This window comes from Desertivirga brevis (genome assembly GCF_017355835.1).
The window spans coordinates 186,444-204,344 of sequence record NZ_JAFEWF010000001.1 but is presented as its reverse complement, the minus strand read 5'-3'; the positions used below and the strand labels follow the sequence as shown (position 1 = coordinate 204,344).

At 37.5% G+C, this 17,901-nt stretch carries 8 protein-coding genes; 1 reads left to right on the top strand and 7 read right to left on the bottom strand.

All coding sequences use genetic code 11. The features are described from left to right. Nucleotides 1–65 precede the first annotated feature (65 nt). Nucleotides 66–2,264: an LruC domain-containing protein gene (locus tag J4N25_RS00830; protein ID WP_207420240.1), complete on the top strand. Its 2,199-nt coding sequence runs from the start codon at nt 66–68 to the stop codon at nt 2,262–2,264. Between the two features lie 324 nt (nt 2,265–2,588). Here the strand turns inward: J4N25_RS00830 and J4N25_RS00825 are convergent, their stop codons facing one another. From J4N25_RS00825 to J4N25_RS00795, 7 genes are read right to left on the bottom strand one after another with little or no spacing between them, the layout of a single operon-like run. Continuing rightward, complete coding sequence (locus J4N25_RS00825; protein ID WP_207420239.1) at nt 2,589–3,152, bottom strand: hypothetical protein; 564 nt, start codon at nt 3,150–3,152, stop codon at nt 2,589–2,591. A gap of 52 nt (nt 3,153–3,204) precedes the next feature. Then, a complete protein-coding gene (locus J4N25_RS00820; RefSeq protein ID WP_207420238.1) occupies nt 3,205–6,855 on the bottom strand; it encodes a PDDEXK-like endonuclease domain-containing protein in 3,651 nt (1,216 codons plus the stop codon). 29 nt (nt 6,856–6,884) lie between these two features. Next, a complete protein-coding gene (locus tag J4N25_RS00815) occupies nt 6,885–7,877 on the bottom strand; it encodes a hypothetical protein (RefSeq protein ID WP_207420237.1) in 993 nt (330 codons plus the stop codon). Beyond that, complete coding sequence (locus tag J4N25_RS00810; RefSeq protein WP_207420236.1) at nt 7,874–8,758, bottom strand: hypothetical protein; 885 nt, start codon at nt 8,756–8,758, stop codon at nt 7,874–7,876. Before J4N25_RS00810 ends, J4N25_RS00815 begins: the two co-directional genes overlap by 4 nt. Further along, entirely contained in the window at nt 8,755–10,626 is a 1,872-nt protein-coding gene (locus J4N25_RS00805) for a KAP family P-loop NTPase fold protein (protein WP_207420235.1), read from the bottom strand. The genes J4N25_RS00810 and J4N25_RS00805 overlap by 4 nt, the downstream gene beginning before the upstream one ends. 20 nt (nt 10,627–10,646) lie before the next feature. Next, nucleotides 10,647–13,697 carry a type I restriction endonuclease subunit R gene (locus tag J4N25_RS00800; protein WP_207420234.1) on the bottom strand — a complete coding sequence of 1,017 codons (3,051 nt, stop codon included), beginning with the start codon at nt 13,695–13,697 and terminating at the stop codon, nt 10,647–10,649. Beyond that, nucleotides 13,690–17,892 carry a sacsin N-terminal ATP-binding-like domain-containing protein gene (locus J4N25_RS00795; RefSeq protein ID WP_207420233.1) on the bottom strand — a complete coding sequence of 1,401 codons (4,203 nt, stop codon included), beginning with the start codon at nt 17,890–17,892 and terminating at the stop codon, nt 13,690–13,692. The genes J4N25_RS00800 and J4N25_RS00795 overlap by 8 nt, the downstream gene beginning before the upstream one ends. Between the last annotated feature and the right edge of the window lie 9 nt (nt 17,893–17,901).

Genomic DNA, 17,901 nt, shown 5'->3' with positions numbered 1-17,901 from the left:
ATATTTGCTTTGAGTTTAGAAATCCCCAAAAAAGGGAAAAATTATTTCATTAGCAACCTTTACTGATGCGCATCTCTTTTCTTTTCAGGTTAAGCATTGTTCTGCTTTCAATTTTTTTTAATTCCTGCAAAAAGGCCGAAGGCCCAAATTCAAAGTCCCAGAAACTCGCTGATGCTAAGCCTCCAGAAGGGTTTAATTGGGAGTCCACTTCACCAGTCAAATTAAATGTAAATATTGCCGATACTCGTTTTGGCGATGCAGCTTTTATCATTTCTGTGTATGATGGAAAAGGAAATCTATATGTGCAGGGAGCTGCAAGTAAATCATCTTCATTCGCTGCTAGTTTCAAGGTTTCTGGAAATATAGATCGTATTTATGTCATCAAGACAGCCCCCGATAATTCAAATGATTCACAAGCATTAGACTTGCCACGACCTGAAGCTGATCTAACATTTACAACACCTATTGCTAATCCAACTTCTTACTCTAAAAGTTCAAGCAAAACTTTGTTTTATCCGGAAATGGTGGACCCTTATGATATACTGATAAAGCAGTATAATCGATATCCACCTAATTGCAATTCTGAATGCTCAAAGCCCATTATCTTAACTTCTGACAATCAAGTGGTAACCGTCGAAGATGGTAAGTCGATTTGTATTAATAGCAGTGATAAAACGTTTGATATAGAATTTGGACCGGGTGGCGGAAAAGTTAATATCTGCGGTTCTGGTCTTGTGGTTAAATCCGTTAAATTTGATTCGGGAAGCTCTCCCTGCTCCATAATTCTAAGCACTGAAACAGGAATTCATTTTCAAGATCTGCGATTAACCCAACTCAACCACATGTTAATCAACATGGGCTACGTGACTGCCTCGAAGCTCTATATCAGTACTGATTTTGTAAACAGTGGATCATTAGCTGTTGATGGTCCTATTACAATTGAAGGAGGACGGACTCTTGTGAATGAAGGAACCTTGGTTTCGGGATCTTTAGAAGTTGTTAATGGAACATTTTTTAATAAGAGATCGGCTAACGTCGGTGAACTGACAGTACTAGAGCGTGGCATAATTTCGAATACCTGTAAGCTTACGGCTAACAATTTGAACGTAAAAAAACTTTTAAGCAGTAACGGAGGAAGTATTTTGGTAAAAGCAAATACTCGTATCTATCCTAGTTCAAAAGTTGAACTTACAAATTCAGTTTTTTCGACCGCTAATATTGTTGACTTCTCCGGCGAGGTTACCGGTACTTATTCTGTTGTCAAAGTGCCTGGATATATAAGTCAAGATGCATTTGATGCTGGAATAAAAAAGATCACTGGAAATATTCAATTATGTTATTCCAAGTTGATCCCTCCCTCCTTCTTTGGTACCGGGGCTAGGCAGGGGTGCAATCTATTTATCCAACCAAACATCTGTACGGAAGGAAATGGTGAAGGAGGATATGAAGATCCTGATCGTGATGGAATTTGGGGTTCTTTTGATCAGTTTCCTAACGATCCAGAAAGGGCCTTTTACAGCTACTACCCCTATAATATCGCGGAAAGTTCTGGACATTATAATTCGCTGCTATTTGAAGATATGTGGCCTCAGAAAGGTGATTTTGATATGAATGATCTTGTATTTAGATATCAATTAAGGGTAATAACCAATGCCCAAAATCGAGTAGTTGAAGTCAAAGGGAAATATGTTCTTGAAGCCCGCGGAGGTATATTTCCTAACGGGTTTGGTATTGAGTTTCCAGTATCTACCAACGGTGTGGAAAGCGTGCAGGGTGCTACCTTAGAAAAAGGGCAAACAAGGGCAACTCTCATCTTTTTCAAAAACTCCTTGGAGGAAATGAACGGGATGAATACCATTAAAGGTGAGGCATATATTGCACCTAAGACATACGAATTTATACTAAAGCTTAAAAATGGACCACGTTTTATAGATTTTGGATTTGGAGAGTATAATCCTTTTATTTTCCGGATTAACCAAGGTCAACGATATGAGATACATTTGCCTGGCAGAACAGCTACAGATCTTGTAACTAAATCCCTTTTTGGAACTTTCGATGATGCTGGTATTGATTCACGAATTAATAGGCCAAGTTATGTTACGAAAGATGGACTTCCTTATGCCATATGTACACCTGGAGGCATCCGGTACCCTAGAGAGGGATACGATATCGGTTTACTTTACAACAATATTAGTTTATATCCAGGCTTCACCGGCTGGTTTTGGCATCCATGGGGAAATATGAATTCAGAATATAGCTATTGACATAAACCAAACGCAATGTATAGTGCATATAACAAAATTTTTTGATAAAATAAATCGAGGAAAAAAGAATGGACAAGTTACTTTTCCCAAGCAGTTGGATATTTACAGAAAAATAAAAATGCAAGTTTTGCCGTTCGAAAAGAAGATGAGAGGTGGTACATAGTCGGATCACGAAAAAGCGAACCAATTGAACTTGGAGCTCATTTAAAAGATGAAGTTGTAGTGCGGGGTATGCGTTTAATTTCGAACGGTATATTAGATTTCTTTGAGAACCACAATAAGTTTATTGATAACCTACCTTTATTTATTATTAGAAAACAGCTTCTAGTCTTTTATTAACTCATACTCTTTAGCCGAAAGATATTCCGTAAAATCAAGTGAGCCAGCGATAGATTGGATTCTTGCCATGTATTCGGACTTTTTGATAAACCTCCATTCGATACAATTTGGACTGGTTTCCCTTACTACTTCTATAGCGTTATTGATTATATGATTTTCAATATAATTCCTCTTTTTATCCATATCATTATCTCCACTGAAGTTCTCATATAGATCGTACCCCTTAATTTTTCCAGCTCCCACAACTTTTGCAGAAAATCCAGATAAAAGGTTGCTAACGTTAAAATGATCCACAACCCCGTAGGTCTTGTCTTCAACTTTAATAATAGCAGCAGCTCTTGCCCTTAGATATGCAGTTCCTGTTCCCCTATTGTAATCAACAACTATTGAATCTAAAAAATGATAGGTTCCAACTATCATTGCTCCAGGAGATAGAACTTTCCTAACTTCGGCAACTTTAAAAACTATCGGATCTACAATAATTTTATAGCCTAACCGGCGCATCCGGTCGGTACTTTCATCTTCCTTTTCCACTATCAAATTCATCATATATTTTGTAATTTAAGTTTAATTTGATTTTAAACCTGGAATATAAGCACTACTATTTGTAGACAATAGAACTTAGTTCAACTTTTAAATTCCCCTCAATAAACTTAACCAGCTTATTCGTCTCCGCAAGTGGATCTATCCACCAGTTCGTGGACCATATCCGGTATACTTTTATTCCTAGATCTTCAATAATTTTTTGCCGGTGCAAGTCATAACGGTACGCTTCAGCAGAACTGTGGTAGCTTTTACCATCGCATTCAATTGCTATAATTGGTTGATTTAAATTATCCAGCACCATCATATCGATCCTGAATCCCCCTAGCTTGTACTGTAGCTGTACATCGAGATCCGGCAAATATTGGTTCAGATAATTTAAAACCTCTTCTTCAAAAACTGATTCCGTATTTCCTAAAGATTCAGATTTGCTAGCTATTGCCCCACCATTGCTTTCACTATTCTGTTCAAGCAAACCAAGTATATTTTGCCTCACCTGTTCATTCTTCAGGCTACAAGCTTCAGCGTAAGCCAGATAAGCATAAAATACGCCTTTACCCTTATTTCCTGAAGTAACCAGTTCCTGCTGATATTTGGAATAGTATTTATTAGGAATAGAGGTCAGGACGTACAATTTAGATTTTGCACGAGTTACAATAACATTAAGAAGCTTATATCCTTTTTCCTGATTAATCGGACCGAAGCGCTGAGCAAAGTTGCCGGTAACGTCGTAACCGAAAGTTGTTGACATGATAATGATATCCCGCTCGTCTCCTTGAATATTCTCTAAATTTTTTACAAAAAGTCCAGACCTATTCAGCGCTGAAATCTTTTCGTAGGCTTCTTCAGACTGCTCAGCAGCCTGGAAAATAAGCTCATAAATAAGATTTCTCTGCATGATATTAAAGGTGGCAACACCCACAGAAGGCAATTCTCCTGTTTCGTCAGGCACAATCTCGTCTAGTAGTATCTCAACGACTTTTTTAGCCTCAGTTGGATTAGTATTATTTTCATAAACACCGTTAACGGAAATAAAAGAAATCGGACTATAGTTTTTACCTGCCGGCATAGGCACTAATCGGGAATCATAGAATGCAGCATTGGAAAAGTCGATCAAATAAGGATGCCTTGATCGATAGTGAAAATTAAGGTAACTAAACTTGTAGCCCTTATCATCAGCGAACTTTAATAAAGATTCTTTATCTGCTGCGTCAATATCATTTTCTATTTCTTCATCTTCAACGGAATCCACTGAATCTAACACACCTTTAGTGGCAAATGAATCCGAAGGCGGCATTTGGTGCATATCTCCGGAAACTATACGGTATTTCCCTCTTACAAGAGCAGCGAAGGTATCTTCAATTTTTAGCTGACTAGCTTCATCAAATATTATATAGTCGAAGAGGTTTTCTTTAAGCGGCAAAATAGAAGAAGCGGTTGACGGATTTACGAAAACAACAGGAAAAATATTCGTAAAGAAATTAAAGTTATGCTCAATCAACCGTCTTAAAGAATTCCTAACGTTGTACTTTTTATTCTTTGCCAGATTATACAGCTGCTTAATATCGTTTCTCGGCTGTTTATTGATACTACTAATTATAATCTCTCTCCATTTATGACAGATCGCTCCAATCTGGCTTTTACGCAATTCGCTATCCGCATCCCTCAACTGAATAATTTCCTGATCGTCCTTTATTACCTGCCCTACCGTCTGCTCGTTCATTAATAGCAAGCAATGGAAATACCAGCCTTTGAAAACTTGAAGCCAGTCCTGATCTTTAGCATTGGTAAGATCTTTTAGTAACTTATAATAACACTGTTTCTTAACCGACTGGGCATGATTCCTCCAGCTATAAAACTGCGTAAACGTTCCGAAATCTTTTAGAATATCGGAAAACAAACTACTAATAGAATCTAGATTTTCATTAAGTGTACTGTGAAAGCTATTTTTATCCGGAATGCTTAAATCCGCATCAAGGACCATCGAAATATCAATTGATAATTTCTTGTACAAAAGGTCAATTTCCTCTGTTTCCTTTATTGCCCCGGCTAGCTTCTTATTAAAAAGTGCTAATAACTTATTAAATATTCCAGGTTGAACGCTTTTCGCTATCGTGCTTGCTTCATATTTCCTTTTAGCAGCAAGTACTCTTTCAGTAAGCTCGTTGACCTGAAGCTGCTTACTAGTGATGAGTTCCCGTAATTCAAGCAATCTTTTTTGAGACACATTCTCCTGAAATAATTTTTGATTTAAAAAATCGTACTCAGGATTTATCGTCGCTATCTGACCATATAAACTTTGGGAATCCGAGATCAAACTGCATAAATATTCGAATTCATCGAAGCTTAATTCCAGCTCAAATTCACTAATGCCTGTAATTAACTCCTTCCCTTCAAACCCTTTATGATATAAGTACTCAGAAACTACTTCCTTCCAGGTATAGTCTGAGAAGAACTTTGTTCTGGTGTTGTTTAATTTGCTAACCACTCTGCTTCTAACCTCTACAAACCGGTTATGTAACAATTGGTGTTTGCTTATATTAATTGCACCAGGAACAGATTGTGGATCATCAATGAGCGATCTAACGTAAGTAACAAGTTTTTTCCTATCCTTATTTATATCGTCTACCGTTGCACTCAAATGGCCCAAGCCAAGCTTGCTTAAATTATTGTACAATACTTCTATTGCTGTCTTTTTCTCACACACCACAAGCACTTTTCTTCCGTGAGCAAGAGCATGAGTAATCAAAGCTGTCAGGGACTGGCTTTTACCGGTGCCCGGGGGACCTTGAATGATGATCTTTTGGTTGGTATTTAAATTATTAAGCAATTCTTCCTGACTTGGATCTACAGCATTGGCGCTTGTAATAAAACTATCTTTGAAGGCATTCTCAGGCGGCTCCAATGTGTATTTATCGTACCCTGAAATCAACTCTTCAATATCTTTTATAATTGATTCCTTTTGTGATCGAAATAAACCAAATACCCCGCTCCACTTAATCCAGGCAGTATTTCCTGTTCTTTTAACAAGTGTCGTCTTATCCTCGCATGCCGACACTTCCTCCAGTTGCTCAACTTCAGGGCTCTTCAGCTCCCGTAATGTCTGATTGATGACCTTCAGTAGTTCATCTTCTTGTAAAATGCCATCTTCCAAAAGCTCATCCGGAACTCCACTTACTTCAAGCTTCTCATCCGACTTTAAAAAGGCCTTAAGTTGGGGATTGAAAAAAATATCATCCTCTTCCGACCTGCTTATGGTATATAAGTTATTATTTCGTGGATCCATCTTTAGATCCAACCTCCAGATGATCAAAGGCGCAATAATCACCTTCTTCTGATCGTCTGTTGCGCGTTTGACTAAAAGAGGGTATCCGCATGCAAATGTCTTTACCCCGTGCTCCAACTCATCACTTATATTCTCGAGGTAAATATTTTCAAGTTTCTTGAAAACAGAATCAATGTAAACGAGTGTTTCCTGTTTAGCCTTGCTCAAATTAACATCCTTCGCACTTATCTTATGTGTAAAGCATTTCTTGTTCAAAAGTTCTGATAGAAACAGAGACGGTTGATCAACCTGCAAATACTTCAACAATGAAATGTCTAATCTCTTGTTGCTTTTGCCCGGAACAGCATTGAGATGAATAGATCTAATATTACCTACCTTAAGCTTTTGCTCTAAAAATTCTAAAAACTTCTTACTCGGTTTCAACTGTTTTTAATCTAAGGGTTATAAAAGCGTTATCCCTCCTGCAGGTCTTGTTCTAAAAAGTACGGAATATGTTTTTCCTGACAGTATTTTTGAACTTGCTCATCAGTCTTCAAGTAAGAATCGCAGAATTCGTCTAATTCCTTCTCAACTGCCTTATGATACTTTTCCTCCGCTACCAACACTGTTTCCGTGTGTTCAATAAACCTTTCAAAGTCCTTATTAATCTTGCAAAGCTTATCTATCGTTTTGAAATCCAAATCTCGGTACTGTGCTGGGAATAAAGTTTTAGTTTTGAATGGATTAGCGTCCAACTGTATAACACCTATACCGAAAGATTGGTTAAGTCGTTCTATCTCTTCATTTAAACCACTGCTAAATTCAAACGCTACTAAATACCCATAATTCGCCCAACTTGAGTTAGATACAGCCTGAAAATATGCCTTCTTAAGCTCAGCGTCAGTATTAATTTCCTTCTTAAGCTCATAAGAACTGAGTTTAAAACTATCTACTCGGTTGACAGATTTCAAGAAATTCCTACTTGCATTGGACTGCAAATTCAGAAATTTGATTCCAATCATATCCGGATGCGTCCAGATTTGATTACTGTCTTTGTTGTAAGTAGATTGTTCATGAAATATAGTTTTCGAATATATACCGGCATTTTTCAGATAGCTACTTAAAAGCAAATGCAAATCCCGCTCGTCGTATGTTTCGGTTTTTATTGGCTTCTGGTCCGATGAAGATTGGGATACTGTAGAGCCACTTAATACTTCTATCGATATATTCGACTCGTTTTTGGTAAGATAATAAGAATAGGTCCCACCTTCTTGACCTATTCGTTTTACCCTAGTATCACCAGCACGAACAAAGTCACCAAGGATAGCTGAAATTGTATTCCCAGGTGTTTTATTAGTTTTAAAGTCGTAATAGTTGTTCTCTACTACGTGTTTATAAACTGTTGAGTAGTTAGTAATTCCACCTATGTCTTCTAAACTTTTAAGTACTGCTTCTTTTAATGTCATTGTCTATTCGGCTTTAATTCCTGAATTAGATGCTTATGTAAATTAACTTGAATATCTATTCTATCATACAGCACAACTTCTCGGGTCAAAAATGCTTTTATAAAATCTACAATATCTGAAATCAATTTGTAACTGTCTGCTTGAGAGCTTTCTTTAAATTTCTGCATTTCCAGGAATGCAATAAAGTCTTTCGCAGAACCAAAAATTTGAGTATAAAATGGTTCAGGTACAATCTCTCTACCCTCACTCCACTCCCTCGATCCTCCGTACCACTTAAAGCGAATAAAACAGGATAAATAGGACATCAAAAATTCTCTGCTCAGATCTAAGTGACTTTTAAATTGCTTAGTTGCTTCAGAACTAAGAATGATTCTTGAGTCTTCTTTTAGAATATCAATCACACAGTTATATAACAATTGTGTTGCATCCACTGCATCTTTTGGGTTCTTTTCCAGGTTGCTTCGTAATAAATAGATATTAAAATTGGCTAGATAATCTTTATCGGGCCAACTCTTAATTATCTCGAAATCATCCTCCCTTTGATATATTATTGTTGCAATTAACCGCTTGACCATTTGCGACAGCCCTACATATGGAAAGATAGCGATCTCTCGCAAGATCTCAAAAGCCTCCATACTATTAGAAAGAAACCTGTACCTTTCAAGATTCTTTAATATCTTCCTTAAAAGCAAATTAGAGCCAGCTTCTCTAAAAAAGCTATTCTCTATAAAGCAAGTAATTATCGTAAGGTAATTTGCGAATTCTTCCTTATTGTTGATAACATATTCAAACTCCAGCTTTTGCAACAATTTATCTCCTTTGCCGCTATCTAAAATTCGACTCACCTCCTTTTGAATATTAAAATGCCGTTGCGACTTCATGGGTTAACGGAGATTAAAGATTGCACGAAGTTTGTACTAATCTCGTTATCTGTTACTACAAGCGTAAAATAGCTTTCATAATAATCTCGGTAATAAATACTAAACTCATTATTCTTCTCACTAGGAAGTGGTTCTGAGATTAAAGATTCTAGTAACGACATTATTACCGGTTGCCTAGTGGCGTCCGATTCTAATAGTTTAACCTTTTCATTAATCTCATAATATTCCCTTAAATCAAAAGGACTTTTATTATAGGCCGTTGAGTAGAACGTTAGACCGATCAAGCCGGTTCCATTAATGTTTTCATCCACCAGGAAGTTTCTACCAGTAGCGATCAAATTATAAATTTTGGGTGAAACAAACTTTAACAGTTCTACTATAAAAATATCAGGTAAATATAGTGCTTCAAACAAGACACTGTATTTGGTAATAAACGAGTTACAGAATCGGTTGATATCCCGCATATTGAAGAATATTTTTCCTAGGTGCTTGTAAACACCGTACTTAATAGTGCCAGAGTGCGTGGAATGTCCGAAAACTAAATTACTCAACTGCAATAATGCTTCGTCATAATAGATTTTCTGTGTTTGATTAAAATTAAATGCTAATCTATTTTCCAACTCTTTTATCAAAAGTGATGGCATGATTGTCTCCCTAATTCTTGGTAGCTCTACCTCTAATTGAATTATTTTTTCTAAATAACGATCACTGTGTGGTATCTTGAGTTCCGCCAAAGCTTCCTCTATATAAGATCGGTCATATGCTACAATAAATATCATATTGGGAAAGCTGGCAGAACTTCTTATTAACCTAAGAATATCAAATATCTCCTCTTTATTAAGCCTATCAATGTCATCAATAAATACATAGACTGGCTTATGAATTTTCTTTATCAGGGAAGTTATTTCTGCAAATCTTTCTTGTAAAACCTTTTCTTTGAAGAAAGAACCAAAAGGTTTTAAGGGATTTTTGTCAGAGTCAATTTTTGAAAGGCTTTCTCCGTATTTAATGAATATGTTTGAAGTCGAAATGTAACCGGACAGCGTTTTATCAAGGGTATTAAAAAAATCTTGTATTAAATTGTTGTTATTATTAGAAATCCATGGATTGAACTCAACCTTAACAGATTTAGAATCGAGGTACTCATACAATATCTTCAAAATTGAGCTTTTTCCAAAACCCCATTTGCCGTTAATTCCAATTACAAAGCTGTGATTATTGGCTGTTCTTAATTCATTTATTTTGTCCCCAATTTTTTTTACAAATTGTTTTCGTTCTAACAAGTCATCTGAAATATATTTGATTGGTTGATCTGTATTAACAAAAGAAGGCTGGTTTTTAAGGGGCTTAAGATTTATAGAGGCTTTTAGGTATTTAAAAAAAGCTATAAAGATAAATATGAAAATGGGGTCAAGAATGACTGGAAAACCCTCTAAATATTTGTGAGAAAAAATGGGAATAAAGTAGTATTTCTTGATAATTAATCTTTCAAACCAATAAAGTATACTTATCCAAAACAATAGAGATATAAAAAGGGAGGACGCCAAGTATTTTTGTGAAGAGAACTTTTTGTCTAATAACTTAAAACAAATAATTAAAACACTTATGTACCCTAATCCAACCCATGTTCCCATAGGCTCATCTGGAATCCACCCAAAAAGAGGATTGACGAAGAACTCTTCAAATATTTTTATGAAAGGCGTGTTTAACCAAGTTAATAATACTATTAATAAGAAAGAATAGGCAAATACATTTGGATTATAAGCGTGATAGTTCTCAACCAAATTTTTATTAACTACAAATGCTTTGTAAGATGCAAAGCGTATAATATTGCTTCTATTAATTTTGTTCTTAAGCTTAGTGCTCATTTACTTATGTTATAATTTTCCTACAAACTCAACATCCTCCTAATCGTATCCTGCATCGCCAACTTAAATCCTTCATCCTGCGAATACAATTTGTACAATTCCAGCTCACTTTTCCTCTGCTTATTAATCGCCTCATTAATCATCCGCATCAAAGCAAGTTCTCTGTTCTGAGTATCTGGGTTATTCACAAACTGAGATTGAAAATTCGGATTCTCCTGAACATGACGGGCAATGCTTACGAACTTCACTCGCTGCTCTTCAGGTGTTGCATCCCAGCCCTGGAACCATTTTTCGTTAAAGCTGCGTATGATTAAGTCAAGCGGATCTTTTTCTTCATCATCTCCCCCATGTGCACCTCTTGGGTTAGAATTCTGAGGGTTTAATTCAGACTCCGAATCGTCCAGCCCGATAGAATGAGAGAGCTTTGTGCGCTCCAGGCCGTAAGTAGAAAGATCTACAGAGTTGAGCAGTTCATCTAAAGCTTCAGCTTCTCTATCTCGCACAACTAATTTTGGAATCAGGAACTTAAGGAACCAGAACAACTTTTCCCAGCGGACAATTTCATATTGAATGATGCATGCCACTTGTCCATAGATTTTTACAAACTGTTTAGCTTTAATCTTAAAGTCAGCTTTCTCATCATCCGTTAATTCCAGTTCAGAATTGAAGCGGGCAGCAGCGGTATCAATGATAGGGCTTAGCTGCTGTGCATCTACATTATTAAAGTACTTTGTGACGAAATCCTCCACTTCCTTCCATTCATACACTCCTACCTGATCAAGCAAGTCCTTAAGCTCATGAAGTACGTTCACATCAGTAGCAGCACTGAGCGTAGTAGAAGTATAAAAAGGGTCGAAAGAAGCTTTAATTTCATCTACTGAGTTGAAGAAATCGAGAATAAAGAGGTCTTCTGTCTTTTTCCCCAATGAATTTGCCGAGCGGTTTAATCTGGAAAGCGCCTGTACAGCCAAAACGCTCTGCAGCTTCTTATCTATGTACATGGCGGTGAGCTTAGGCTGATCAAAGCCAGTAAGAAATTTATTGGCAACAACAAGCAAGCGGTATTCATCCGTGTCGAACTTTTCCTTAATGTCTTTCCCGGAAAAGCCGTTGATGGAATCTTCAGTATGTTCAATTCCCTTCACTATCTTCTTTCCGGAAAAGGCAATCATCGCTTTAAAAGGCGAACCTTTTTTAGTAAGTAATTCCCGTATGGCAAAGAAATAATGGATAGCAGATTCGATACTTTGTGTTACCACCATCCCCTTAGCTTTTCCCTTTAGCTTCTTGGTATTGACCACCTTGTTAATAAAATGATCAAGCATTATTTCAGCTTTAGTTCCGATTGTTTCAGGATGTTGTTCTACGAAAGCCCGTAGCTTCTTCTGCGCTTTGCTGGTCTCGAACTCCGGATTGTCCTCTACCGACTTCTCTATTTCGTAATAGCTTTTGTATGTGGTGTAGTTTGACAGGACATCTAAAATAAAACCCTCTCCAATTGCCTGCTTCATGGAGTATAAATGAAAAGGCTTGAAGGTCCCGTCTTCCTGTTTTACGCCGAACTTCTCAAGAGTGGTAGCTTTTGGAGTGGCTGTAAAAGCAAAGTAAGATGCATTCCCACGCATTTTACGGGTACGCATGATTTCCAAAATCTTATCCTGAACGTCAAGCTCCTCTTCATCCTCATCCGATACATTATTTCCCATAGCCTGGTTCATTTTATCATGAGCAGAACCGCTTTGAGAACTATGGGCTTCATCAATGATCACAGCAAAACGCTTATCACTTAAATCTGCAATGCCGTCTACAATAAAAGGAAATTTCTGGATGGTGGTGATAATGATCTTCTTGCCACTCTCAAGATTTGATCTTAACTCCTGAGCGCTGAATGCCGGAGCAATGATCTTTTTCACTTCCACAAAGTCCGTAATTGTTTCCCGCAACTGCTTATCCAGAATACGGCGATCAGTCACTACAATTACTGAATCAAACAAGGGAGTACCGGCACCTTTGCTTCCCGGAACATCTGGTGCAGCGGGATAGGTTTCAATCAACTGATAAGAGGTCCAGGTAATGGAATTTGATTTTCCTGAACCTGCAGAATGCTGAATCAGGTAAGTTTGCCCTACCCCTTTTGTGGCAGCATCTGATAAAAGCTTACGCACCACATCCAACTGGTGGTAGCGGGGAAATAATAGAGTTCGCTTTGATAAGGGATCCGTAGCCTTTCCTTCCAGCGTTACAAAATGCTGAATGATATTGCATAGGCTTTGACGGGTCAGTACCTCTTCCCATAAATAAGCGGTTTTATGACCAAATGGATTGGGTGGATTACCTGCTCCGTGGTTATGACCTTTGTTGAACGGCAAAAAGAAAGTATCCTTTCCGTTCAACTTGGTCGTCATATAGATTTCATCCGTATCAACGGCAAAGTGAACCAGGCAACGGGCGAATTGAAGTAAAGGTTGCGAAGGGTCCCGGTCATACTTATATTGCTTAATAGCGTTTACTCTGGCTGTTTGTCCCGTCCAGGCATTTTTCAATTCTATCGTCGCTAGCGGCAAGCCGTTTACAAATACCACCATATCAATTTCTTCCAAAGGCTTCGCTATGGAATATCGAATCTGGCGTGTAACACTAAACTCGTTCGACTCGAAATTATCTTTTACAGCCTGACTACTCGAAGCAAGAGGCGCCGGGTACATCAAGGTAAATGAGGCATCGTCTACATCCAGTCCTTTTCGCAGAACATGTAATACACCATGCTTTTTAATCATACGGTCGAGCCGCTGAATAATTCGCAATTGCCATTGCGGCTGCCCCTTTAACTTCTCCAGCTCTATGTTTTGAGTAGTTTCGAGAAAATGCCAGAAACGCTTTTCATCAATCGCATACTCTTTGTTAAAATCCTGAGCATTCCCAATCCAATACCCATTTCCGGAACGGTACTGTTCACTGGCTTCTGCAAAGGCATTGTTGATGCCAAAAGATTTTAACTCTTCAAGGCTGGTGCCCGTAAGCTTTTTCTCTATAGCTGATTCTAGGGCTTGTTCGTTAGTAAGGCTAGTCATTAGCTTGACGATTAAATTCGAATTTGAAGTTTCTTGGCTTCATCCTGTAATTCGAACCGTTGATAGACGTTATTTTATCTTCCAGAAGCTTTATTGGGTTTCCCATAAAAATTATCTCCTGCGGAGTTACGCGAACTATTTCATAGTTCTCTTCACTAATTGCTTCATTTACCTCCGCTATTGAAATGTAGAAACTATCATTATTCGAGCTATTGGTTGATTTCACCTCAACCATAGTCGGCTTTCCATTCTTGTAAACGATTAAATCAAAATAGGAGAATTTGTGGTGTAAAGCGATGTAGCAAAAGCTTATTAATGCCTTAATTAAAGCTTCATCTTCTGTTATGGCCAATAGGCATGCATCTCTGAAAACAGCATGCGAATCGTTCCCTAACTTTTGTTCAATGACATCGTACATTTCATTTATTGCTTTTGTACGGTCGACTGAAGATAGCGTTAAAAAGTTTTGTATGTAGTATCCCAAAACTTGCTCTTCGCCTTTTGCTCCAGTCTGTTCTAAAAACTCACCATTTTTTACACTTGCTTCATTATCCTGAAATATAAGTTTTTTACTGTTTATAGCTAAAGTGGATGATCTCGCAACCCCTATAGCAGTAAATAAACTGGTCTTAGCCGAACTCAATGAGGGTAATTTCGCGAAAATCTGATCTATAGTCCGATCCAAACTCAACTTCTTTTTTGACTGGTTACAGTTCGCGAATTCTTGTTGCTTAGGGTCAAATTGAAATTGTTCACGTAGTACCTGTTCTATTTCATCTAGTCTCTCCTCTTGACCTATGGTTTTAGATAACTGTTCCAATTCAGTCATGTATAAATCAGCACCCCCGTCATCTAAAGCTTTAAGAAATTCCAGCATAAGAGATATCCGGCTATCATTCATTTCATAATCTATGCGCAGATCAAGATCATCAAACAAGCCGTTGTATTTAGATTTTAATGCGCTTAACCGGGTTTCCAGTTCATATAGTTTGCCAGAGTTAAATATTTCAAGTATAATTTCACTCTTGTGAGACCGGCTATACTCCAGGCAATGTGGCTTTAATCTTGATAGATCGTCAATTAAGCCGTCGAACAGCTCAACCTGAAAATTTTGCAAATGTGTATCATAGTCTGTGATCCAGAACCTTTTTATTAGTTTCACATCCTCTTTAGGCAAATCAGATTCTAAATTTTCGACGCTCTTAAAAAAGACTATGAGTTCAAATTCACTTACGATACTTATGTTATTGAAAAGATATCTGGAAAACAGCTCGGCCTTTGTCTTAGTACCAGATCCCTTCTTTATGTAAACAATTCTCAAATCCTTGTCTACCAGCGCATCGGCACTGTTATTAAACTCAAGATTTGCTTCTTTGCATTTTATATTTTGCGACAACTCTTCGCATTCAAAAACTTGTGTTTTGGAAAGAAGTGACTGAATGTCTTTTACTCGGCTCGAATCGCTCTTCAAGTTTAATTCTGAAAGGCTGCTATTGCTGATAGAAGCCATTAAATACGGCATTCTCGAGTTTAGCAGCTTGGAGTATTCTTCAGTTACTTCCAGTAGCCCGGCTTTGCTTATTTGTCCCTCCTGGAGTGTTACTTGTTTAGCAACTAATTCACCAGGCAGCTCAGAGGCAAAATAACATAAAAGAGGAATAGCCTGTGCCTTTAACAAATTATACTCATGTCTATTCTTTGCAACATAAAAGTGTGTATCGCTTTTAACCCATTCATTAACACCTTTATTTGAAATGAGAACGAGCTTAAGTTCTTCAAAAAACCGATGAAATAGATTAGGATAAAGTCGTTCTACTCCAGCAGTTGGTCTGTTTAAATGCTGGTATAGGATCTCAAGATATTCCTTCGGAAATTTTTCATAGTCTGTTTTAAGAACTGCTAACTCATCCTTAATACTTTTACCACTTATACCCTGCAAAAATGAATAGTTGTTATTTATCAAGGCAGGGTGAGTTTGTTCTCCTTCTTCAGAAATCACCCTGATGTTATTTAACAATGCTTCTCCAAATAATTTGTCATCCGATTCGTGTCGGTTGATTAGTCTTGGAATATAGTCAAGGCCGTCATTCAGCTTATCAAAAATTCGCTTATCAGCGAAGATATAGTTGTCATCTAACGATACTCCGATGAAGCGCAGAAATTCGTTCAACTGATCTCCCAACTCTAACCGGCCCAAAAAAACATCATCCACATCGGACCTGCGGCATAGCTGAGAGGGCTTATAATTACCATCAACTGTCTTAAGAAAAACAGTCGATATACTGAAATACGCCTGGTTTATCGCCGAATTATTTCTTCTGGATTCTGAAGTAAATACTCTTGCGTAGCGATGGGTACTGGAATATATCGATTCGTTTTTGTTACTCATCATCTTAGCGATGCTTTTCAACATTTCGATTTGCTGTTCTTCTGATAAGGAATCGCTGCTGTATTCTCCAGTAAAGCTTACTTGTTTAAAATACTTTAATATTTCATTATAGTCGTTAAAGTCTTTAATCCGTAAACTCTTGCGTAAACTTTCGTCTTTTACCTCAAAATTCGTGACGCTTACATTGACGAAATCAGGTAAGTGTAATACCTTATCCGAAGCTTTACGAAAAAACACTTCATTATCATCAGAAAGCACAACTCCAGGAATAACGGCAACATTTCCTGCTATCAATGCAGATCCTAGGTCTTTCTTAAAATAATCCAGCCATTTATAATCCTGATTATGTTCTCTACCAAAATGATTTACAAATTCTGATGCTATTTCAAAGAATGCAGAGTGCTCATTTATCGCCCGATTTACTGAAAAATAAGGCTTTGCAAGCTGAACTAAAAACTCACTAGCGGGCTTATATGAAAAATTCCAGATTGACAATATATCTCGCACATGATGAAAAGCAAGTGAGCTATCTCCCAGCTTCAGGAGGCTCCAATCAAACTTCTCAAAGGATCCCTTCAGGCTTGACTCATCAATATATTTAAATTTCAGGCACATCTTATCACCCTCATCGTAAGATGACTTGAGACTATAAAAAAACAACTCAATACAAGCTTTGAGTAATGCGTTATTGTATGCGCCAACGTCGCTATTAAGATTGAAGTTTATAGAGGTCCTGTCTACCTTTGTCTGAAAATCGGCATGAAAATCAACATATTTAAAAGGCGACGTAACTCTTGTAGGTAAATAGTTAAATAAGCTACCCCGATTATTCTCATCTATAAAAAAAGCTACCCGCGGTGTATCTATTTTAACACCGGCTTTTTCTGCAAGCCGTTGGATTTCCTCTTTCCTCAACTCTCCCGAAATCAGCCCCTTTACATTCCGTTCTACTCTTTTTCTGACAATTTGTCCCTCCCAGTCAAAAGTAATTTCGAAATCTGTATCATACTTTAACCGAACAAACTGGAAATGAATTTTCTCAATTTCCTTAAAAAGCAGTTTTATGCTCTCTTCTCTATCTCTGGAAAATGGTATTTGAACTACAGTGACAAATCCTGCTGCAAAAAGCTCATCAATTACCTGTGCATTTACGGGAATTTGTATAGGAAAGTAATAACCCGGTACTCCACGGTCTTTTCGCTCTACCTGAACCTGCTCAATCTTTTGTTTCAGGTTCAGTTTCAGCTCTGTTTCAAAAAGAACATCAATGGAATTCGGATCTTTAAATGAGTCGTACACTCGAAAAGCTATGAGTCCCGGAAGGCCGCTACCGTCTTCATTGATAATATCGGCCTGGGTGAATATATTAACATAATTCTCAGCAGCAATGGAGAATGCGGATTTAAAACCGACTCCCTTATTCCCGATACTGCTAGCTATTTGTTTCGTTGAGGTAGATATTGAACAAAGCGATTGAAAATCGCCTCTTGGCGATGTTCCGTTCTTATAATCAAAATCGGTAACATAGGTAAAACTGCTGCCGTCATTAGCTACGTATAAAGAATTATCAGCTACCTTTACCAGAATATTCTTTTCGGCTTTATCAAAGGCGTTTTGTAATAATTCGAAAATAACCCGTCCCTGATAATCTGCACTCACTTGTTCAACCTGGCCCGACTGCTGCTTTATGGTTTCAATTCCTATATTCTTATAATACTCATAATGTTTGTTGAATATTGAGGCGGCGGCGGTTCCCTGAACCGTATCATATGATTTTTCTATATCTGATAGAACTTTATTGGTCATATAGTGAGT